This window comes from Nocardia sp. NPDC051750, assembly GCF_044453135.1.
Lineage (GTDB): Bacteria > Actinomycetota > Actinomycetes > Mycobacteriales > Mycobacteriaceae > Nocardia.
This window is the reverse complement of the sequence record NZ_JBITCK010000002.1, coordinates 993227-1014642: the sequence shown is the minus strand read 5'-3', so window position 1 is coordinate 1014642 and position 21416 is coordinate 993227. Positions and strand designations below refer to the sequence as shown.

The window sequence follows — 21416 nt, the reverse complement described above, 5'->3', positions numbered from 1 at the left end:
AATCGATTCAAGTCCGGCAAGTGCCGACTCACCTGCCACAATCGTCGTACCGGGGCCTACCCGCAGGGCACTACCATCGGTCGAGGCCCGGCCTGCGCCGATGCACCGGCGGCAAGCATTGCCGAGTTCCGGCCCGCCGCGATCTACCGGCCGCAACCGTTGAGCGAGCACAGCGCCGGAGTGCACATCGCGGCGCTGTCCGGCGAACTGTGGTGGCAGCGCATCGCCTGCAGCGCCCGGCTGATACCGACGCCCGCGGTACGCAGCGCGCCGGTCACCCGGCTGACGTTGAGCCGAGCGGTGGGACCGGTGACCGACAAGGCGCCCGCGATGGTCTGCGGTCCGCTGAACACCGGCACCGCGACACTCATATAGCCGAGCCGGGTCTCCTCGACCTCCACCGCGATCTGTTCCTTGCGCATCCGGTCGAGCTGCTGGCGCAGCACCGACACCGACATGGTGGTGCGCGAGGTGAGCGCGGTGAAACCCTGTTCGACCACCTCGGCGAAGACCGACGGCGGGGAGAACGCCAGGATCATCTTGCCGGTGGCCGTGCAGTACAGCGGTAGCCGGCCCGCCACCCGGGACTGCTGTTTGAGGCCGCGGTGGCCGACGATCTTCTCGATGTAGAGCACGTCGATCCCGTCGCGGACCGCGAAGTGCACGGTTTCCTGGGTGGCGATCAGCAGGTCCTCCATATAGGGCAGTGCCGCGTCGCGCAGGATCCGCTGCCGGGGTACCAGCTGCCCGAGCTCGAACAGGCGTAACCCGAGACGGTATTTGGTGCCGGACCGTTCCAGCAGCCCCCATTCGACCAGTTCACCGGCCAGCCGGTGCACCGAGGCCTTCGCGACACCACTGCGCCGCGCCAGTTCGGTGAGGGCGAGATCGCGGTGTTCGTTGTCGAACGCGTCGAGGATCATCCGGGCTTTGCTCAGCACCGAGGACATCTCGGTGCCCTGGCCCGGCGCCGGTTCGAGGGGTATATCCGGACCGAGATCCGCCGGCCGATGTGCGGCTGTCGTCATGGTGACCTCCTGACGCCTTGCGGGGCCGTCCCCAGAGGGGGCCCGACCGGCGGACTCGCCGGAAGAGTGACGCTAACGGTCGTACCCTCGATCCGCAGCATAACCGGGTCCGCTGAGCGGACCCGGTTCAGCACGTCCGCCGAGTGGACCGGGCTCGCCGCCTCCGCCGAGCGGGCCTTGCTCCGCGCGCCGGCCGAGCGGCTCTATTCGCCGGGTCCGCCGGGCGGACCCGGCTCGGCTCTGTCCGCCGAGCGGTCCTTGTTCGTTGGATCTGCCGGGCAGCCGGGCTCGCGACGGACGACCCGCAGGAATCGGCCCACCGCGGCGGCGATTCCCGGTGCCTCCCGTTCGATCAGCGCGACCGTGCCGTCGGCGAAAATCGCCTCCTCCACCACCGGTGCGGCGGTCAGCCGGGCGCGCAGCGTCTGCAGGTTCCCGATGGAGAAGGGGTCCGCCGCCGCGCCCACCAGCAGCACCGGTGCACGTACCGCGCCGATCCGATCTTCCATGCGATAGCGGGCGCAGGCCCGATGCCCTTCGGCCGGGTCCATTCCGAAGGTGAGCGCGTCGTGCACGAACCGATCCAGGAGGTCGGTGCCGGGTTTCGGATAGTAGGGGCGGCGCAGGTCCCAGAGGGTCTGCAGATGCCGTCCGTCCGGTGCGCGCTCGGCACGGTCGACGCCCCCACTGCCGGCGTGCCCGGCACGATATGCCTCGTCCGTCCACGGGCACGACGACAGGATCGCCGCCTCGACCCGGTGGGGATCCGCGGCCGCCATCTCCAGCGCCACCGCGGCACCGGTGTGATGCCCCAGCACCGCGACGCCGGAGATATCGAGCGCGTCCAGCAGCGCCCACGCACCGGCGGCGAACGCCTCGATGGTCTGCGGCGCCGGCAGTGCGGCACTGGCCCCGAACCCGACCATATCCATCGCGATCACCCGGTAACCGGGCGCGAGCAGCGGGATCAGCTCCCGGAATTCATCCCAGGAGCGCGGTGTCTGGTGCAGCAGCAACAGCACCGGCCCCGAACCTTGCTCGGCGTAGTGCACTTGGCCGAACGAGGTGTCGGCGTAACCGAACCGCAGGCCCATCAGTACGCCGCAACCAGCGGGGTGTCCACACCGATGACATCGATCTTCGCCGCCCCGCCCGGGTTGCCGACCGGTTCGGCACGGCCGGGCAGGACCTCGGTGAAGAACCGCACGGCGTCCTGTTTGAATTCGGGGTCGGCCTTACGATCCACCGTGATCGCCTCGACCGGGCAGGCCAGTTCGCAGGCGCCGCAGTCGATGCATTCGGCCGGGTTGATGTAGAGCTTGCGGTCGCCCTCGTAGATGCAGTCGACGGGACATTCCTCCATACAGGAACGGTCCGTGGTGTCGATGCACGCCTCACCGATGACGAATGGCATGGTCAGTTCTCCTGTTCGGTGGAATGGCCGGGAAAGATGTCGGCGTCGGGATCGAGTTCGGCGGCGGCGTTGTTCACCGCGGTGGCCGCCTCGCCGAATCCCACGGCGATCAGCCGGACCTTGCCCGGATAGTCGGTGATATCGCCGGCCGCGTAGACGCGCGGCACACCGGTCCGCATGCGGGTGTCGACGACGATATGGCGGTTCTCGATCCGCACCCCCCAGTCGGTCAGCGGCCCCAGATCGGCGGTGAAGCCGAGCGCGGCGATCACCGACTGCGCCGGCAGCGTCGTGGTGGTCTTGTCGGCCTTGTGGTGCACATCCACCTCGGCGATCCAGCCGTTGCCGCGCACCGCGGCGATATCGGAATTCACCAGCATCCGCACACTGCTGTCGCGGACCTTGGCCACCGTGGACCCGTGGGCGCGGAACTTGTCCCGCCGGTGCACCAGCGTCACCGACGCCGCGACCGGCTCGAGGTGTACGGCCCAATCGAACGCGCTGTCCCCGCCACCGACGATGACGACATCACGCCCGGTGTGCGCGGACAGATCGGGCACGAAGTAGCTGAGCCCGCGATCGAGGAAATCCAGCCCCTGGGCCAGCGGGCGCGGGGTGAACGTGCCGATCCCCCCGGTGATGACCACCGCACCGGCGGTGATGGTGCGCCCGGAACCGGTACCGACCACTGCACTGCCGTCCGGAGCGTGAGTGAGGGTCTGCGCCTGTTCTCCGAGGAGATATACCGGGTCGTAGGGCGCCGCCTGCTCCAGCAACCGCCCGATCAGCTCCCGGCCCTTGACTGCCGGGAACCCCGCGATATCGAGGATGGCCTTCTCCGGGTACATCGCGCTCACCTGACCACCCGGTTCGGAGAGCGCGTCGATCACCGCGACCCGCAGCCCCCGGAAGCCCGCGTAGTACGCGGCGAACAGTCCGGCCGGTCCGGCACCGACGACGAGGAGGTCCACCTCCGGTCCGGCGCCGGCCGGCGTATCGAGCGTTTCGTTCATACCGTGCACGCTAAGAGCGTTGCGGCGCAGGAGAAATGAAACGGGTCCGGTGAGCAGACTCCGGTCCGGGCAGCACTCCCGAGGCGCAGAGACGACGAACCGTGGGCCCCGGCACATATGCCGGGGCCCACCGCGATTCGCTCTGTTGTCAGCTCACCTTTGTGCCCTCGACGAACTCCGCCCGGACCCGCTCGACCAGTTCCGGACGCGCGAACAACTGCGCCGCGGTCATCGCCAGCACCAGCGCCCCGTCGGTCACCGCACGGTCGCCCTCGGCATCGGCCGCGTAGGCCGCAGCCTCCCGAGTGTGCATGGACAGGCCCGGCACGAATTCGATATTCGGATGGATGGACGGGATCACCTGACTGACATTGCCCATATCGGTCGATCCCGGGAACACCTCGGCGCGCGGCGGTTCGGTCACCCGCCCGATCCGCGCGAAATTGGCGTCGACCAGTTGCGCGAGGACCGGATTCGGCCGCAGACCGGCGTACGTCGGCGCCTGCTTCGTGATGGTTACCGTCGCTCCGGTGGCCAGCGCCGCTCCCTGCGCGCACCGTTCGACACGCGGCTGGAAATTGTTGACCAGCGCATCGGTGTCCTCGGCGCGGATGTAGGAGCGGATCAGCGCACGCTCCGGAATCACGTTGGGTGCTTCCCCGCCGTCACGAATTACCGCGTGCACCCGGACATCGTCGGGGAGCTGTTGCCGCAGCAGACCGACGGCATTCAAGGTGAGTACCGCGGCATCGAGAGCGTTCACCCCGTCGTGTGGCGAAACCGCAGCGTGCGCGGCTTTCCCGGTGAACTCGAAATCGAGCGCGACCCGGCCCAGAGTCCGCATAGCTGCCAGATTCTCCCCCGACGGATGCATCATCATCGCCGCATCGATCCGGTCGAGCCGCCCGCTGTCGAGCAGATAGGTCTTACCGCCACCCCCCTCTTCGGCGGGACTGCCGACCGCGATGACCCGGCCGCCGGTCCCGGAGACCTCCAGCCAGCGCCGCACCGCGATCGCCGCGCCGAGGCCGATTGTGGCAATGACGTTGTGGCCGCAGGCATGGCCGATCTCCTCCAGCGCGTCGTATTCGAGGAATATCGCAACCGTCGGCCCGGTGTCTGCCGAACCGTATTCCGCCAGGAAGGCCGTGGGCAGGCCGGCGACACCGGTCTCGACGACGAATCCCTCCGCGGCCAGCGCATCGGCGAGCAGTGCGGAGGCATGGTGTTCGGTGAACCGTACTTCCGGGTTCCGGTGGATATCGTGACTCACCGACAGCAATTTCTCCTGCAATCCGGCGATATCGTCGCGCAGCACCTTTTCCACACGTTCGTCCAGCCCGGTGTCCACCTGCTCCGATGTCTCGGTCATTCACATACTTCTTTCGTTCGTCTTGTGTGCTAGGAGATTTCGTGGAGAAGTTGCCCCGGGCCGATCGGTACACCCAGCAGAACCCAGACCACGAACAGAACGATCCAGATTGCGTAGAAGGCGATCGCGTAGGGGATCATCAATGCGAATACCGTGCCTATTCCTGCCTTCTTGTCGTAGCGCTGGATGTAGCCGAGCGCGACCGCCAGGATCGGGCTCAGCGGTACCAGCATATTGGTCGAAGAATCCGCGATCCGGTATGCGAGCTGCGCGTACGCAGGGTTGATATCGTTCAGCATCATCATCGGTACGAAGACGGGCGCCATGATCGACCACAGCGCGGAACCGCTGGAGATCACCAGGCTGAGAACCAGAGTGACGATACTCAGAATGACGAGTGCGACCACCCCGTGCAATTCCAGATGCTGGAGCACATCCGCGCCCTGCACCGCGATCCACAACCCGATATTGGTCCATTCGAAGTACGCGAGCGCCTGCGCCACCGCGAAGACCAGCACCAATATTCCGGCCAGTTCGCGCGCCGATTCGATCATCAGTTTCGGCACATCGCTGCTGGACCGGACGACGCCGGTGGCGGCACCATAAACCACGCCCACTGTCACGAAGAACAGGAAAATGATGGGCACCAGCGAATCCATGAACGGCGATTCGATGATGCCGCCGTCCGCTCCGCGCAGCAGACCGTTGGGCGGCACGATCAACACACCGGCAGCAACAATATAGAGAATGGCCGCCAGCGATGCTCGGCGCAGGCCGCGCCGCTGCTCCACCGAGATCGTGAATTCCCCGGTCTCGACCTGTTCCGATCGCTCGTACGGCCCGAGTCGCGGCTCGACGATCTTCTCGGTCACGAATACACCCACCAGGGTGAGAATCACCGTCGACGCCGCCATGAAATACCAGTTCGCGACGGGTGTCACGACGGCCTCGTTGTCGACGATCCCCGCCGCCGACGTGGTGAGCCCGGACAGCAGCACATCGGTGCCGGCAATCAGGAAGTTCGCCGAGAACCCGGCTCCCACCGCCCCGAATCCGGCGGCGAGCCCGGCGACCGGATGACGGCCGACCGCGAGGAACAGCATGGCGGCGAGCGGCGGGATCACAATGGCGGCCGATTCCGAGGCCACATTGCTGACGATCCCGACGAAGATCACCACGAAGGTGAGCATCCGCGACGACGCCCGCGCCACGATCGCCTTGAACGCCACCTCCAGCAGCCCCACCTGGTTGGCCAGGCCCACCCCGAGGAGCATGACGATCACCAGGCCCAGCGGCGGGAACGACAGGAAATTGTCGATCATCGACGTGAGCGCGAACTGCAGCCCCTCACCCGAGATCAGGCTCTGGATCGCGACCGGCGTGTTCTCCTTCGGATCGATCACCGTCGCGCCGGCCAGCGAGGCGATGAGGGAGGCGACCGCGATCACGGCCGCGATCAGCAGAAAGAGAATGAACGGATGCGGCAGCCGATTCCCGACCCGCTCGACACCGTTGAGAAAATTACGCGGCATCCTGCGCGCGTGTGTACGGATCGCATTCACCGAAATCGGGCACCCATCTGATTTATTTGACGCCGTAGCGCGCGAGGAACTTGGTCGAGGACAGGCGCAGGACGCGGTCGAAGAAGAAACCCATGATGCCGAGCACGATGATGCCGACGAAGGTCCAGTCGATACGGCCGTAATTGCGGGCCTGCCAGATCATCGAGCCGAGCCCGTGCTCGGAGGCGACGATCTCGGCGGACACGATGGTGAGGAAGCTGTTGCCCATGGCCAGCCGGGCACCGGTGACGATCCCCGGTACAGCGGACGGCAGGACCACCGTCTGCATGATCTGGAGGCGGCCGGCGCCCAGGTTGGTGGCCGCCTGCAGTTTGTTCTCGCTGATCGCGACGGTGGCGGCGATCGTACTCACGGTGACGATGAACACCGAGGTGTAGAAGATCAGCACCACCTTGGAGGTCTCACCGATACCGAACCAGACCACCGCCAGCGTGACGAACGCGATGGGCGGAATGAACCGGAAGAACTCGATATAGGGGTCGAGCAGCTGGCGGACCAGGTTGAACCGCCCCATCAGGATGCCGATCGGGGCGCCGACGATCACGCCGAGGCTCCAGCCGAGCAGAATGCGCTGTCCCGAGGCGACCACCGAGGTCCACAGAACACCGCTCTCGGACAGTTCGCCCGCCGCCCGCCACACTTCGGCGGGCGAAGCGATCGTCGTCGGGCCGTACCACCAGGCAAGGAACGACCAGACAGCCAGGCCGATCAGCGCCGAGGCGATCCACAGTGCGCCGGTGCGCAGCACCTGGTTACCGATTCGCATACCGGCGCTGCGGGCCGCGACTGTGCTCCGTGGTGCACGGATTTCCGCTATGGCGGTCATACCTTTTCCTCCTCGCCCCGAACACCCGCGAGGTCCGGTTCGCCTTCGAAGCCCTGATTGCGCAACGCCGCGACGACTTCGGCCCGGATATCGTCACGTAACTGCTCGTACAGTTCGATCACTTGGGGATTCGCCCGGTCGCGAGGCCGCGGGGCGGAAACGTCGTAGACGCTCTTGATCCGGGCCTTCGGGCCGGCCGTCATCACCACAACACGATCGGCGAGGGTCAGCGCCTCGTCGATATCGTGGGTGACGAAGACGACCGTGCAACCGGTATGCCGCCAGATCTTGTCCAGTTCCATCTGCAGGACCTGCCGGGTCTGGGCGTCCAGCGCACCGAACGGTTCGTCCATCAACACCAGCGAGGGCTGGTTGGCGAGCACTCGGGCGATCTGCACCCGCTGCCGCATCCCGCCGGACAGCTGGGCCGGGAACTTGCCACCCGCATGAGGCAGGCCGACCATTCCCAGGTATTCGGCCGCGATCCGCGCCTGCTCGGCCTTCTTCGCGCCGTGCATCCGCGGCCCGTAGGCGACATTCTGCGCCACGGTCATCCAGTCGAACAGTGCCTCGGAACTCTGGAAAACCATGCCGGCATGCCGGTTGCTGCCGTCGATGTCCTCGTCGTCGCAGACGATTCCGCCGGCCGTCGGCCGGACGAACCCGGCCATGGCGGAGAGCAGCGTCGATTTCCCGCAACCACTCGGCCCGAGCAGGCAGACGAATTCACCCGGCCGCACCGCGAGATCGATACCCGCGACGATCTCGGCGGTGCCGAAATTGATGTCCAGGTCCCGGATTTGCACCGAGACGCCCTTATCGGTGGCGCCCGCACGGGCGACAGCGGATGTGGTCACGGTCATTCCTTCTCCTCCTTGTACCAATCGAGCAGCAGGGCCGACCGCAGGTCGGGCTGCTCGGAGAGGACGCCGATGTCCTGGTAGAAATCGACGATCTGCTGCGCCGAATCCACGTCCTTCTCGGTCAGGTTCGTGACCCCGAAGTCGATCTCGCGGATCGCGACGAGGGTCTGATCGTCGGCGACGTTGACCGCGGTCCGGGTGGCCGCCGCGGCCCGGGCGGGATCCTGTTCGACCCGCTCACCGGCCGCCGCCAGCACCTGCGCGAACCGCTGCGCCTCCGCCGAGTTCTTCGCCAACCACGAATCGGTGGATATCGCCCAATGGTGATAGATCCAGTCGAAATCGCCGGTCACCCCGACCACCCGGCCGATGCCCTGCGTCACCGCGGCAGCAGGCCACGGCTCCCACAGCACATAACCGTCGATATCCCCGCGGGCGAGCAGTGCCGGCATATCGCTGGGCGTAGCCGAGATCATCTCGACGGAATCGGCCGCAATTCCGTTGGCTCGCAGATATTTATCGGTCGACACCTGGCCGAGGCCGGGGACGAAGCCGATCTTCGCGATATCGGCCGCGGACTGTACGCCGTTGCGCAGGACGACCTTGATGTAATCGCCCGACGATTCGTAGGCGAACATTGCCCGCATATCCGGGTTCTGCCGCAGCTGCGAAATTGTCGTGGTGTCCGAGCTGCCGGCGAGCTGGACCTGGCCACTGGCGAGCGCGTCGACCGCTTCCCCGCCGCTGCCGAACTGCACGAGTTCGATATCCAGTCCCGCGTCGCGGAACATGCCCTCCTGGTCCGCGAGAAAGAAGGCCGCGAACGAGGAGTCGATCCCCACCGCGACCCGGATGGGCCCGCCCGCGCTCGCTTCCGCCTCGCGGGTCGCGGGCCTGGTGCAGGCTCCCAGCGTGATCGCCAGTGCCACCGCGAGTACCGCGAACGACACTCTCCTACCTCTAGATCGCCACGCCATCTCTGCACCCTCACTCTGTGATCTGCACCGCAATCGCCGCGCCTTGGACAGGGAACCTATCCGCTGTCCGCAACCTCGCGAACGAACGCGGTCCGGGGAGCGGACCCGCACATCGGCGTGGAAGTCGAGCAACCTGCTGACCTCGGACCGCCGGGGTGCGATCGAGTCATAGGATGAATACTGGTCTATTGGACGCTGATGACCAGCATGTTTCCCAGTTATTTCCGGACCGTTGCCCATATACGCCATCGGAACCGTTCCGACTGCGGCCGCGGCCGCACGGAACCGACTCCGGTGCGGCGCATCGGCTCGCAAAGGCACCGGGCCGGTCGCGCACCATGCGCGACCGGCCCGGACGGACTTGACAGATGGAGTACCGTTATACGGCCGTTTTCGCTCGCTCGGAAGCTTCGGCCAAAAACTCCAGGCTCAACGGGTTGTACTCCTCGGCATGTTCGTGCTGCGGCCAATGCCCGCACGCCGGGTACAACTGCAACCGCGCGCCCGGGATACCAGCGGCCAGTTTTTCGGCCTCGGGAACATCCCCGAACGGGTTTTCGTGTCCCCATACCACCAGCGTCGGTGCGGTGATCCGCGCCAGCCGCTCCGGCCGCAGCAGATTGCGCTGCCGGACCTCCATGTTCTGCAGCGACAGCAGGTTGCCGATATTGGCCACGAAGTCGGGTTCGTGGTAGATCCGGTGCCGGACCTGCACCAGTTCTTCGGTGGCGTCGGCGGCATCGTGCATGAGCAGCCGCATGCGGGCGCGGGTCAGTTCGATATCGTCACTTTCCACCGCCTTCATCGTGGAGGTGCGGATACGCTCCATAATCTCCGGGTTGGCCACGGTGCCACCCGCGGCGAGCAACTGCAGCGAGAGCACCCGGTCGGGGTGATCACTGGCCAGATACGCCGCGACCCAGCCGCCGAGCGATTCGCCGACCAGATGCACCTTGTCCAAGCCCACCGCGTCGAGGTAATCGATCAAATGCTGCACATAGCGTGGAATCTCGTACGGATAATCGGGCTTGCCCGTATAGCCGTGGCCGAGCATATCGATGGCGTGGCATTCGTACCTGGCCGCGTGCGCGACGATATTGCGGGCGAATGCCTCGAGGTGCCCGCTGGTGCCGTGCAGGAATATCACCGCTTCGGCGCCGTTTCCCGCCTGCAGCGAGCGGGTGGGGATACCGGCGGCATCGACGGTTGTCAGCGCGAAATCCACGCCGGTCAATTCGTTCCAGATCGTCATATCGAATCCTTGTCGGTAAATGGTGAATGTCGGGTGCCGAATTCGGCAGCGGTCATCGGCCGGCGGGCTGCCGCGCGGGATCCAGCACGGTGATGCCCATCCCGGTGAGCCATTCCGGGATGGCTTCGTACGCCAGCCGCTCGCCCGGAACAAAGTCCAGCATCGCGGCCATCATCAGCCAGGTTCGCAACTCCTGCGCCCCGTTTCCTGCCGCCTGCTCGAGGTCGGCGGTGCTGTATCCGGCGAGTTCGGCGGCCTTGCCGAGGCTGAACAGCTCGAGTACGCGGTCGTCGAATTCCGGGGAGATCGCGGCTTCGGCAGCGCGGATGATCTGCCGCCGTCGCACGTCGTAGTCGGCCCAGTTCTCCCGTCCGTCGAGCCACGCGCGCACCATGAAGTCCTCGTCGTCGCCGTGCGGGTCCCGCCAGTCGGGCCAGGGCAGACGATGCGAAAGCCCCCCGGAGGCGATCACCACGACGCGGCTGTCCGCCGGATACGCGGTCACCGCCTCCCGCAGCGCGACCGCGAATTCGGCGCATCGTTCGAAGGTCGGTAGTGGCGGGGCGAATACATTCACCACCAGCGGCACGATCGGGACGTCGAGCCCCGCCAGCAGATACTGGATGGCGTGTGACTGGCCGTGGTCGATCTGCAGCCGCGCCGAGAAGGCCGGATCGAACCGGCCACTCTCGACCAGGGAATCGGCGAGATGCCGGGCCAGCGCCGTATCGACATTCTGCGGCCCCTTCGGCGTACCCGATTCACCGCTGGCATGGCATTCGCCCACCCCGAGCGTGAACGGCGGGATCAGATCGAGCCAGAAACCACGGAAATGGTTGGACCCCAGCAGGATCACCACATCCGGGCGCGCTGCGGCGATCCGGTCCCGGGCCGCATACAGCCCGTCGCGAAAGCGTTCCGCTTCCGCCTTGTGCGTCGTCTGCTCCCAGTGGGTGTTCATCAGCGTGCTGTGCGACGCGCCCACCCCCAGCACGATTTCCGCCATCAGTCGATACCTACTTCCTCGAGTGTCCGGGTCGCCGTATCCACCGCGACCCGCACGAGATACCGGGTGAACTGTTCGGCCGCCCGGATATCCACGGTGTTCATTCCCCGCGCGAAATCCACCTCGAACGGTGCATCGGCCACCTTGGGCATGCCCACCCGGACGGTCGGGATACCCCGGCCCCGCAGGATGTTGGCGTCCGTCGCGCCGCTGGCATCGCGCACGTCGTGATGCGGCCGGCATTCCGACGCCTCCCAGGCCGCGACCGCACTGCGGCACAACCACATTCGCGGGTCCGAGGACTCCCCGGGAATCGCCAGTATCTGTGCGACATCGATCCGGGCGTCCAGGTCGGCCGCGATCACGCGCACCGCATCCAGCAGTTCCCGTTTGGCGGCGGTGGGCGTGGTCCGCGGGCTCAGCCGCAGATCCACCATCATCCGCACCTGTTCGGGCGTGAAGGAGGCCGTGCGCTGCCAGCCGCCGCGAATATTGGCGACCATGCCCTGCGGGCACACCAGCCCGTCCTGATGCGCCCGCGAATACTCCGGAAACCACTGCTCCAGCCGCGCCGCCATCGCGCCGGCCAGCGCGACCGGGTTGCGGTAGGGCAACCGGTGCCGTGACCCGACATAGGTGTGGCTGCCGTGCACGACAATCTCGAACCAGGTCAGGCCCACTTCTTCCCAGGACACTGTCCAGCCGGGTTTGGCGATGAGCGCGAAATCCGCCCATACGCCTTGTTCCAGCAGAAAGGAGCAGCCCACCCCCTGCCCCGTGTTGCGCCGCGTACCACCGACGCCCGGCCGGGCATTGGTGGGCATACCACCGGCGCCGAACGCGGCGATCAGATCACCGGTCAGTGGTATCCCGGCGGCGTGCACGGCCTCGACCGCCGCCATGACGCAAGCCGCGTGCCCCTTCGGATTCGAGGCGCCGAGGCCCGTCACGTAGTCGCCGTCCACCTCCGCCCGCGCCGTCATATCCGGGCGCAGGCTATCGCCCGCCCACGGCAGGTCCTCTTCGACGTTTCCGCTCGTTACGGTGTCGATGGGGGCGTAGAGCATCAGGTCCGGGCCAGTACCGTTCCCCGCAACGCGGGCCCACGAATTGGCTTGCCGGTCATCGAGTTCCATCGTGTGCGCCTCGATGCCGGCACCGGCGAACGCACCGGTGATATGCCGCGCCAGCGGAGCTTCGTCGCCGGTCGGACTCGCGATATCCACCAGCCCGGTGACCAGCTCCCGTAGACGTTCGTAATCGACAGCGGCACAGGCTTGTCCGGCCCAGTCGCGCCGCTGTTCGTCGAGACCGGCAAGAGGGTCGGCGATCGCCGTCATTGCGGGCTGACCCGATGAATCTGAGTGTTGTTCCGTGCAGCCAGGAAGCGCCAGGCCTTCGGCGCCCCGACAGCCAGCAGCACACCGGCCGCGATACCGGCAAAGATTCTGCGCATGAGTCCTCTCCTTCCCTACTCGGCCGGGGCACCGGACGAGGCGGCACCGTTCGTGTCCGCGGCTGTGAATTTCGTTGCGGCCGCGGCCCTTCCGGCCGGACGCCGTTCCCGCACCGGCCGTTCCGGTTTCGCCGGTTCGTGGGTCACGGCGGCGGCGATCTTTTCCGCGTACTGCTCTTCGGCGAGATTGCGCCACGCCGTGAGCGAGATATCGGGCCGGTAGAGCTTCTCCGGGGGCGCGTCGGTAACGCTCACCATCCATTCGTCCTGACCGGAGAACTGGCCGTGGAACAGCCACCGGATCGCACCCAGGTATTTCGCGTAGAAACCCAGCGTGCGCACCCCGGTCACGAAATTGACCATCAGCCCCACGTAGTTGTGGTGTTCGTCGTCCACCGGCACGTAGAACTCGTAGTGGATGAAGTTCGGGTACGCGATGCGCAGCACACCCGGCATCGCCAGCGAGGCGAACCCAGGGAATTTCTGCGCCTCGATCACCGGGTCGGTGCGCAGCCCGGCTCCCACATTTCCGATCTGGGAGATCTGTGTCTCGTCCGGCTTCTTCTTCCACCACCGCTTGTTGGTCCATTTCCCGACCCCGGGGAATTCGGCCTCCCAATGCACCTCGTCCTGGACTCGGTAGATCCAGCTGCCCTCGGGCACGATCCGGGTGATATTCCACGTCGGCATGGGTTTGAACAGCCGCCACAGAGATGTGCGGTGCAGGTATTTCGCGTGCCCCTCATCGAAACCGTTCTCGCACGCGAAACGCCAGTTCCCGCGGCGCGGCTGGATCCGGCCGCCCACGATCCCCTCGTTCTCCACCAGTTCCCGGGGCAGCTGCTCGTCGATCGGCGGTGCCGGTTCGTTGCCGATCGGGATGTACACCCACACCAGCCCCAGGCGCTCGGCCACCGGATAGGTCTGCACGGATAGTTTCCCGCAGACCTTCGAATCGGGCCCGTCGGTGATGACGGCCGCGAGTTTTCCGTCAGTCAGCCGGAAGGTCCAGCCGTGATACGGGCAGCTGACGGTGCCCGGGAACTGCTGATCCCCCTCCGACAGCGGAACCCCACGATGCGGGCACCGGTCGTGCAGGGCATAGGCGGTGCCGTTGTCGCGGATCAGCGCCAGCTTCTCGCCGCAGATCGTATGGCTCGTGGGTTTCCCGGTGATGTGGTTCGACCACGTCACCGGATACCAATACCCGCGGTAGCCGCTGCCCGCCTGGTCGTAGTACGGCCAGGCCGTCCAGTCCTGCCGGCCTGCCGCCCGCGCGCGCTCCGGGAGCGTGGGCCGGGTGGCCGGTGCCTCGACACCAGTCATATGGGTTCAGTTCCTCTCGATGCGAGATCGTCCGGTTGCTCCGATCTTCGGCCCGGTCGCGGCGGTACCCAATGGATCGGGTTCGCTCAGCAGACCCGGGACCCCGCGGCGACCACGGCGTGGCCGGTCGCGCAGACGGTTCCCGTGTCGTCGCGCTCCTCGAGCCGCAGTGTCACCACATCGCTGTCGACGTCGCCGACGACACCGGTGACGGTCAAGGTCGCACCGACGGCGGCGGGCGCGCGGTTCTGCCAGCTCACCGAGCGCACCGCCGCCGGGTCTCCGGCGTACCGGGCCGCCGCGCGGAAGAAGAGGGTGCCGTGCAGTTGAGCCATCACCACCGGGTCGTCGAGCCCCTCGTCGCGGGCGGCGAGCGTGTCGTAGTGGATGCGGTGCGCGTTGTGAGTGGCGGCGCCGAAACGTTGTATCCGGACCGGATCGGTGTGCAGCTCAACGGGTTCGACGATATCTGCGGGCCGCGCCGTACGAATATCCTTCATCGGACAATGAACCCTTCCGTCACCGACACCAGAGGGCCGGCCGCGTGATAGACCTTGCCTACGGTGATCAGGAGAAAGCGTCCACTCCCGCGCCCTTTCCATTCGACCCGCTCCACGGTCCGGCGCACCTCGATCTCCTCGCCCAACGGCGTCGCCCGATGGAAGTCGATACTCTGCCCGCCCGCCATCAACCGAACGGCCAGACCGGCCGTCCCGGGGACCTCGTCGGCGAACATGCCGTCGGGCCGGTATTCCTCGTCCCGCGCACCCTCGGGTCCGCGCAGCAGGCTCGGCAGATACAGCGGATGCACCGCGAACCCCGGATGGCGCGCGTCCAGGTAGCGCGCGTCGTCCTCCCCGCAGGCCCGCGCGAAGGCAACAACCTCCGCGGCCCGCACCCGTCCCAGCTGCCGTTTCTCCACGGCGCCGAGCAGCGCCGTGGCCTGTGCGTGCACGGTCTCCAGATCATCTGTCATGGGCCGACGCTAGGAACCCGGGCCCGGCCGGACAACAGGCCCGGACCGTCCAGCGGACCGTGAACCTTGGGCCCGGACCCGGTATGCGGTCAGGTGTCCCTATGGCATCTCGACCGAACAGCTTGTACGCCACCGCAGCCGGCGTGACATTCCACTATCACGACCTCGGCACCGGCTCCCCCACCCTCTTCCTGCACGGCGGCGGCCCCGGCTGCACCGCCTGGTCGGACTTCGGGCCGGTCGCGGAACTGTTCGCCGGCGACCGCCGGGCCCTCCTCGTGGACCTCCTGCAGTACGGCCGATCCGACAAATGCACGATCACCGGCCCGATGTGGGATTTCCACGCCGCGAAAATGGTGGCCCTGCTCGACGAACTCGGCATCGACCGCGCCGATTTCGTCTGCAATTCGTGGGGCGGCACCATCGCGCTCAACCTCGCCGCCAAATACCCCGAACGAGTGCGCACTCTGGTGATCACCGGCAGCATGCCAGTCTTCTACGGCCCCCTCGCCCCCCTCCCCGAAGCCGGACGCCGTGGCCGCAATGCCCGCGACGTGTACTACGGAGGCGAGGGACCCACCCGCGAGAAGATGCGTCAGCTCATCACCGGGCTCGAATGGTTCGACGGCAGCAAGCTCCCCGAAGAAACCCTGGATATGCGGTACCAGCAGAGCCTCGACCCCGGCGAAACCGAGCTGGCCGCCCGCTCGGACAACCCGCGCGGCGACTGGCAGGACCTGACCGCCGAACTCGGCACGATCCAGGCGCCGGTGCTCTTCGCCTGGGGTATGCACGACGCGTTCCTCACGCCCGACTACCCGCTGATGCTCGCCCGGATGGTCCCGCACGGCCATCTCTACGTCATGGACCGAGCCTCGCACCACCTGCAGGAAGAACGCCCGTACGACTACTACAGCGTGGTGACCGGTTTCCTGAACCAGCAGCATCCGTGACCACGGAAGAGATCCGCGGCACCGGCGAGGTCCGAACACCTCCACAGCACAACAGGGTTCGCCTCGTACTCATCCTCGGTGCCCTCACCGCCCTGGGCCCGTTCACCGTGGACATGTACTTGCCCGCCCTGCCGGTCATCGCCACCGACCTGGGCACCACCGACACCACGATCCAGCTGACCCTCACCGCGACCCTGCTCGGCCTGGCGCTCGGCCAGCTGGTCATCGGACCGCTGTCCGATGTCCACGGCCGGCGCCGCCCGCTGATCGCCGGTTCCGCAATCCACGTCGCGGCCTCGGTCGCCTGCTACTTCGCCCCGTCGGTCGCGCTGCTCGGAGCCTTCCGCGCACTCCAGGGAGTCGGCGCCGCGGCCACCACGGTGATCGCGATGGCGGTGGTGCGCGACCTGTTCACCGGCCGGGATGCCGCGATCGTCCTGTCCCGGCTGATGCTCGTGATGGGTGTCGCGCCGGTCCTGGCGCCCTCGATCGGCGGCCTGCTCATGTCCGTGGTGTCCTGGCACGGCGTATTCCTCACCCTGGCCGGCCTCGGCCTGGTGATGATTCTGCTCGGCTGCTTTGCCATGCCGGAAACACTTCCGCCCACCGCCCGGGCGAGCCGGGGTACCGCCTCCCTGCTCCGGCGCTACCGAGCGCTCGCCCGAGACCGGGTGTTCGTCCTGCTGGCCCTCGTCTGCGGACTCGTCCGGGCGGTCCTGTGGGCCTACATCGCCGGTTCGGCCTTCGTTCTCCAACACCAATTCGATCTGAGCCCCCAGCTCTACGGTTTCGCCTTCGCGGCAGGCGCCGTGGCACTCATCGGATCGTCGCAATTCAACGTGCTGTTGCTCGGCCGCTGGGCCCCCGACCGCCTCTGCCTGGTATCGCTACTGGCGAGCGTCCTCACCGGCGCCGTGTTCGTCCTCGTGTCCACAACGAGTACGGGCGGGCTCGCCGGTTTCGCCGTCCCACTGATGCTCCTGCTCTGCACCACCGGACTCGCGATGCCGAATTCGGTGGCAGTGGCATTGTCCCGGCACGGTGAATCAGCCGGCTCTGCTGCGGCGATCGTCGGCTTCGCTCAGTTCGGCGCCGCCGCACTCGCGGCACCCGCGGTCGGGCTCCTCGGCAACTCCGCCCGCGCGATAGCGATCGTCATGACGGTCGCCGCGGCCCTGGCCCTCCTCGGCCTCCTCGCGGCACGCTACAGCGGCGGTTCTGCAGACCGGTCAGCCGTTCGAGGTCGGCGACGGAACGGCTGACGCAGAGTCGTGAATGCGTCGCGCCCGGTGGCCGGGAGATCGAGACTGCCATCATGGGACCATGAACGAACGGGGAGAACCGGTCCTGTACGCCATAGTCACCGGCTCACCGGTGGCCCAGGACGTGAGCAGGCTTGTCGGACTGGCACAGGCGGACGGATGGGATGTCTGCGTCGTCGCTTCTCCCGACGGTCGTCGCTTCATCGATCCCGATATGCTGGCCGCCCGGACCGGACACCCCGTGCGCAGTGAATACAAAGAACCCGGAACACCGGACCTCCTCCCACCCGCCGACGCCATGATCGCGGCGCCGATCACCTGTAACTCGCTGGCGAAATGGGCGGCGGGTATCTCCGATACGCTCCCGCTCGGTCTCCTGGTCGAGGCGGTCGGCAAAGGACTACCTGTGGTAGCAGTGCCCTACTCGAACCGGGCACAACTCGGCTTCCCGGCCGTGCAGGAGGCGATCCAGAAACTGTCCGGCTGGGGTGTCGCGGTGCTCGCCGGCGACGGAGTCAACGGGCAACACGAACCCGGGACCGGCGAGCGTTACTGGGACCTGTTCCCCTGGGAACCCGCCTGGCAGGCCCTGCTGAATCACCCACGCCGCACTACCGGTGCCTGAATCGCCGCCGGCCCCGGGGCCGGCTACTGCGGTGACCCGGGTGCACGCTCGGCGCCGCCGGAGACCGTGGCCAGCGCGGCCAGCGCCGCCACCCCCGCCGACCCCCAGAGCAGCACGGACAACCCGGCACCGTCGAGGATCACTCCGCCCGCGAACGATCCCAGCGCGATACTTCCGGTGAAAGCACCGACATACAACCCGGAGACGGCTTCCCGCCGGTCCGGCGCGGCCTGGACGGCCCAGAGCTGGCTGCAGACCGAGACTCCGCCGTAGGAAAGGCCCCACAGCACCAGCACCGCGGCGGCACCCACCGGGGTGGTACCCAGCAGCGGCAGCACCACGAGCGCCGCGGCGATACCGATCGCCAGGACGAGCAGTGTCCACCGAACCCGCCGGGCGGCCGCAGCGCCCGCCACGAAATTCGCGACGATCCCGCAGAGCCCGTAGACGAGGAGCAGCACCGAGATCCCGGCGCCGTGCACACCCGATACCTCCTCCAACGTGGGCCGCACATAGGTGTAGGCGGCGAAATGTGCGGTAACCACGAGCGTTACCGCGACCAGTCCCCTGCGTACCGCCGGAATCGCCAGGAGCGAGCCCGAACGTGCGGTGACGCCTGCCTCGAGTTGCGCAGGTAGTGCCGGAAGGACCATTCGCAGCCCCGCAGCAAGCACGAGCCCGGCCAGCCCGAGCGCACCGAAAGCACTGCGCCACCCCGCGATATCGCCGAGCGCGGTTCCCAGCGGCACACCGAGCACGGACGCAACCGCGACCCCACTGACCACCATCGACACCGCGAGCCCGGCGCGACGAGCACTCACCAGCCGGGTGACGAGCGCCACCGCCAGCGCCCACACCGTGGCCATGGCGATACCGACCACCACCCGGCCGAGCGCGAGGACCGCGAACCCCTGGGCGACCGCGGTGATCAGGTTGCCGGCGGCGAGCAGGAACGCGGCCGCCACCAGAACGCGGCGGCGGTCGAGCAGGCCGATCACCCGAGGCACGAAAGGCGCGACCAGCGCGGCCACGACACCGGTGACAGCCAGGCTGAACCCCGTAGTGCCGGCGGAGATTCTCAGCCCTTCGGACATCGGGGTGAGAACACCGACCGGCATCATCTCCGCCGTGACGACGAGAAAGGTGGACAGGGCCAGGACGGCGATCGAGGACCAGCGTTCGGCAGATTCGGCCGCGGGGGCCCGCGATTCACTCACAGTGGACATGAATCCAGTCAAGGATCTGCGGTACCGCGGAACAACAGTGATCAGCTCATTGTTCGATCAGCTGAACTGATCGATCGCGACGACCCGGAAGGAGCGGTATGCCGGACCTTCCCGTCCGCGAGCTGGAGTGCCTGCTGATACTGGCCGAGGAGCTGCATTTCGGCCGGACGGCACAGCGCCTGCGCGTATCGCAGAGCCGGGTGAGCCAGCTCGTTGCCGCGCTGGAACGCACCATCGGCACCCAGCTCGTGCACCGCACCAGCCGCCGCGTGACCCTCACCGATTTCGGCGCCGATTTCGTGGATCGAGTGCGGCCCGTCTACACCGAACTGGCCGACGTGGTGGGCGGTGCGCGACAGGAAGCCCGGCACGAGATCCCCGCCCCGATCCGTCTCGGCTTCCAGGGCATCGCCTACGAGACCGTCACCTGGACCCTCACCCGATTCGCCCGCGAGAACCCCGACGTGGCCTTGTCGCTGCAGGAGATCCCGCTAGGCGACCCCTTCGGCGCACTGCTGGACGGCCGGATCGACGCCGCCGTCGCGCTGCTACCGGTCCGTGAGCCGGAACTCTCGGTCGGTTACGTGTTCGCACCGGCACCGCGGATGCTGGCCGTAGCGCCCGGCCATCCACTGGCGACGGCCGAACGTATCGACGCCGAAGCGCTGGCGACGGTGGATCTGGTATCGGTGGACGGATCCGCGCCGGAATATTGGCGAGATGTGCACTTTCCGCGCTTCACACCGCTCGGTGATCCCATCGCGGCGACGGTCCGGGTGACGACGCTCCAAGAGGGTATGACCCTCGCCGCCACCGGGCGGTACGCGATGCTGACCTGCCGCCCGGTAGCGGAACGCAACCAACGCGCCGACCTGCGCTTCGTGCAGGTCACCGGATTCGACGAAGAATCGAGAATGGCGTTGATCTGGCGCACCGGTCACCGCCGGCCACAATTGACGAAGTTGGCGGCATTGCTCGGAGAACTCCCGGGCACTCCGCAGTCACCGGCCGGCCTGTTCACCACGGCAAGCCCGCCGGCGTCGCTGCCGGTCGTTTCCTGACAACGTCGCGCCCGCCGGCGGGTTACGCCGTATCCGGAGAGCGAGCGCGGCACCGGCGGTACCCGGTGTCATGCGGCGGTGCCGCGGGAGGTGGTCAACAGCTCCAGCGGATAGAAACCGGTGCAGCGGCCCGCCCGGTCGAGCAGCGAACCCAGCCGCTTGGGCGTCTCGAGGGTGATACTGCGGTCCGCGATGACAAGGCCGGGTACCTGTGATTCGAGCTCGTGCTCCAGGCGCGACAACTCGCTGATCTGCCGCAACCACACCGTCATCAGTACGTTCGCGGTGCCCGTCACCTCACAGCACACGCGTATCTGGGGGAACGAATCGAGTGCGTCGACGAGCGCGCTGAGCGTGCGTGGGGTGGCACGGGCCCAGATATTGGCGGTCACCGGCCATCCCCCGAGGACGTGTGCGACCTCGCAGCGGATGGAGAGGATTCGTTCGGCGACGAGGTAAGTCAGCCGGCGCCGGACGGCCGGCGCGCTGATCCCGCAGACCTCGGCGAGTTCCACCGCCGACCGGCGGCCGTCGGCCGCGAGCGCGGCGATCAATGCCAGATCCACGGCATCCGGCTGATGAACCAGTGGACGCGGGGGCGGACGGTATCGGGACAGCATCGACTCCTCGCCGACATCGAGTGCTCGTACCCGCCAGCGTTCGCTCTCGCCGAACACCTGCATCACCACCCGGGTGCGCGTGCGGGACACCATGGGGGATCCCGCCAGCTGCTGCACCCAGTCACCGAGTGTGCCGAGATCGAAGGTCATGACGGTGAGGAGCAGGTCCCCGTCCCCGGCGGTGCGCTGGATGGTCGCGACCGCGCCGTCCCGGGAGAGCTCCCGCATCAGGTCCGGCCCGCGCTCGGCCACCTCGACCTCGACGAAGGCCGCGCATCGCGTGTTGAGGTAAGCCGGGCCCGGGTAGGTGACGATCCAGGCCAGACCGCTGTTCACCAACCGTTCCCAGCGCCGTGCGGCTGTCGGCGCGCTGACGCCCGCGACATCGCCGACGGCACCCCACGGAGCGCGCGGCGCGGACTGCAATGCGTGAACGATCCGTAAATCAACGTCGTCTGGCACGTGATAATCCTTCACCGGGTGGCCTTCGATCTGCATTTCTCAACATGCCGCGAAAAGTCGGCGACCGCATCTTTACCGTTCGAATTCACACATCGGCGGCTTCGCGACGGCCGGC

General features: G+C 67.2%; 21 protein-coding genes. 4 read left to right on the top strand and 17 right to left on the bottom strand.

Annotated elements, in window-relative coordinates:
* Nucleotides 1-143: 143 nt before the first annotated feature.
* The 15 genes from ACIA75_RS12120 to ACIA75_RS12050 all read right to left on the bottom strand — a co-directional run bounded on the left by ACIA75_RS12120 (nt 144) and on the right by ACIA75_RS12050 (nt 15092).
* The gene (locus ACIA75_RS12120) at nt 144-1028 is read right to left on the bottom strand and encodes an IclR family transcriptional regulator (RefSeq protein ID WP_397102866.1); all 885 of its coding nucleotides are present in this window, start codon (nt 1026-1028) and stop codon (nt 144-146) included.
* Between the two features lie 203 nt (nt 1029-1231).
* On the bottom strand, nt 1232-2122 hold the full coding sequence (locus tag ACIA75_RS12115) for an alpha/beta fold hydrolase (RefSeq protein WP_397102864.1): 891 nt from the start codon (nt 2120-2122) through the stop codon (nt 1232-1234).
* The gene (locus ACIA75_RS12110) at nt 2122-2442 is read right to left on the bottom strand and encodes a DUF362 domain-containing protein (RefSeq protein ID WP_397102862.1); all 321 of its coding nucleotides are present in this window, start codon (nt 2440-2442) and stop codon (nt 2122-2124) included. The genes ACIA75_RS12115 and ACIA75_RS12110 overlap by 1 nt, the downstream gene beginning before the upstream one ends.
* A 2-nt stretch (nt 2443-2444) precedes the next feature.
* A complete protein-coding gene (locus ACIA75_RS12105) occupies nt 2445-3455 on the bottom strand; it encodes an NAD(P)/FAD-dependent oxidoreductase (protein ID WP_397102860.1) in 1011 nt (336 codons plus the stop codon).
* A 148-nt stretch (nt 3456-3603) separates the two neighbouring features.
* A complete protein-coding gene (locus ACIA75_RS12100; protein ID WP_397102858.1) occupies nt 3604-4827 on the bottom strand; it encodes a M20 family metallopeptidase in 1224 nt (407 codons plus the stop codon).
* 29 nt (nt 4828-4856) lie between these two features.
* The gene (locus ACIA75_RS12095; protein WP_397102856.1) at nt 4857-6359 is read right to left on the bottom strand and encodes an AbgT family transporter; all 1503 of its coding nucleotides are present in this window, start codon (nt 6357-6359) and stop codon (nt 4857-4859) included.
* A gap of 52 nt (nt 6360-6411) precedes the next feature.
* A complete protein-coding gene (locus ACIA75_RS12090; RefSeq protein ID WP_397102854.1) occupies nt 6412-7236 on the bottom strand; it encodes an ABC transporter permease in 825 nt (274 codons plus the stop codon).
* Complete coding sequence (locus tag ACIA75_RS12085; protein ID WP_397102852.1) at nt 7233-8099, bottom strand: ABC transporter ATP-binding protein; 867 nt, start codon at nt 8097-8099, stop codon at nt 7233-7235. Before ACIA75_RS12085 ends, ACIA75_RS12090 begins: the two co-directional genes overlap by 4 nt.
* Complete coding sequence (locus ACIA75_RS12080) at nt 8096-9049, bottom strand: ABC transporter substrate-binding protein (protein ID WP_397102850.1); 954 nt, start codon at nt 9047-9049, stop codon at nt 8096-8098. Before ACIA75_RS12080 ends, ACIA75_RS12085 begins: the two co-directional genes overlap by 4 nt.
* A gap of 406 nt (nt 9050-9455) precedes the next feature.
* Nucleotides 9456-10328 (bottom strand): alpha/beta fold hydrolase, encoded by an 873-nt coding sequence (locus tag ACIA75_RS12075; RefSeq protein ID WP_397102848.1) that lies wholly within the window; start codon nt 10326-10328, stop codon nt 9456-9458.
* Between the two features lie 52 nt (nt 10329-10380).
* Nucleotides 10381-11334, bottom strand: coding sequence for a catechol 1,2-dioxygenase (locus ACIA75_RS12070; RefSeq protein WP_397102846.1), 954 nt, complete (start codon nt 11332-11334; stop codon nt 10381-10383).
* Nucleotides 11334-12674: a M20 family metallopeptidase gene (locus ACIA75_RS12065; protein ID WP_397102844.1), complete on the bottom strand. Its 1341-nt coding sequence runs from the start codon at nt 12672-12674 to the stop codon at nt 11334-11336. Before ACIA75_RS12065 ends, ACIA75_RS12070 begins: the two co-directional genes overlap by 1 nt.
* 131 nt (nt 12675-12805) lie before the next feature.
* Entirely contained in the window at nt 12806-14116 is a 1311-nt protein-coding gene (locus ACIA75_RS12060; protein ID WP_397102842.1) for a Rieske 2Fe-2S domain-containing protein, read from the bottom strand.
* A gap of 86 nt (nt 14117-14202) precedes the next feature.
* Nucleotides 14203-14616 (bottom strand): acyl dehydratase, encoded by a 414-nt coding sequence (locus tag ACIA75_RS12055; RefSeq protein WP_397102840.1) that lies wholly within the window; start codon nt 14614-14616, stop codon nt 14203-14205.
* Nucleotides 14613-15092, bottom strand: coding sequence for a MaoC family dehydratase N-terminal domain-containing protein (locus ACIA75_RS12050; protein ID WP_397102838.1), 480 nt, complete (start codon nt 15090-15092; stop codon nt 14613-14615). The genes ACIA75_RS12055 and ACIA75_RS12050 overlap by 4 nt, the downstream gene beginning before the upstream one ends.
* Before the next feature lie 101 nt (nt 15093-15193).
* On the opposite strand from ACIA75_RS12050, the gene ACIA75_RS12045 reads away from it, so the two are divergent.
* The 3 genes from ACIA75_RS12045 (at nt 15194) to ACIA75_RS12035 (ending at nt 17932) form a co-directional block, all read left to right on the top strand.
* Nucleotides 15194-16045, top strand: coding sequence for an alpha/beta fold hydrolase (locus ACIA75_RS12045; RefSeq protein ID WP_397102836.1), 852 nt, complete (start codon nt 15194-15196; stop codon nt 16043-16045).
* Nucleotides 16042-17307, top strand: a complete 1266-nt coding sequence (locus tag ACIA75_RS12040; RefSeq protein WP_397102834.1) for a multidrug effflux MFS transporter — start codon at nt 16042-16044, stop codon at nt 17305-17307. The genes ACIA75_RS12045 and ACIA75_RS12040 overlap by 4 nt, the downstream gene beginning before the upstream one ends.
* A 61-nt stretch (nt 17308-17368) precedes the next feature.
* Entirely contained in the window at nt 17369-17932 is a 564-nt protein-coding gene (locus ACIA75_RS12035) for a flavoprotein (protein WP_397102832.1), read from the top strand.
* Nucleotides 17933-17955: 23 nt separating this feature from the next.
* Here ACIA75_RS12035 and ACIA75_RS12030 read toward each other — a convergent pair whose 3' ends face one another.
* Nucleotides 17956-19158 (bottom strand): MFS transporter, encoded by a 1203-nt coding sequence (locus ACIA75_RS12030; protein WP_397102830.1) that lies wholly within the window; start codon nt 19156-19158, stop codon nt 17956-17958.
* A gap of 98 nt (nt 19159-19256) precedes the next feature.
* Between ACIA75_RS12030 and ACIA75_RS12025 the strand changes: the two genes are divergently transcribed.
* A complete protein-coding gene (locus ACIA75_RS12025; protein ID WP_397102828.1) occupies nt 19257-20219 on the top strand; it encodes a LysR family transcriptional regulator in 963 nt (320 codons plus the stop codon).
* 68 nt (nt 20220-20287) lie between these two features.
* On the opposite strand, the gene ACIA75_RS12020 is transcribed toward ACIA75_RS12025, so the two are convergent.
* Nucleotides 20288-21301 carry an Lrp/AsnC family transcriptional regulator gene (locus ACIA75_RS12020; protein WP_397102826.1) on the bottom strand — a complete coding sequence of 338 codons (1014 nt, stop codon included), beginning with the start codon at nt 21299-21301 and terminating at the stop codon, nt 20288-20290.
* Nucleotides 21302-21416 lie beyond the last annotated feature (115 nt).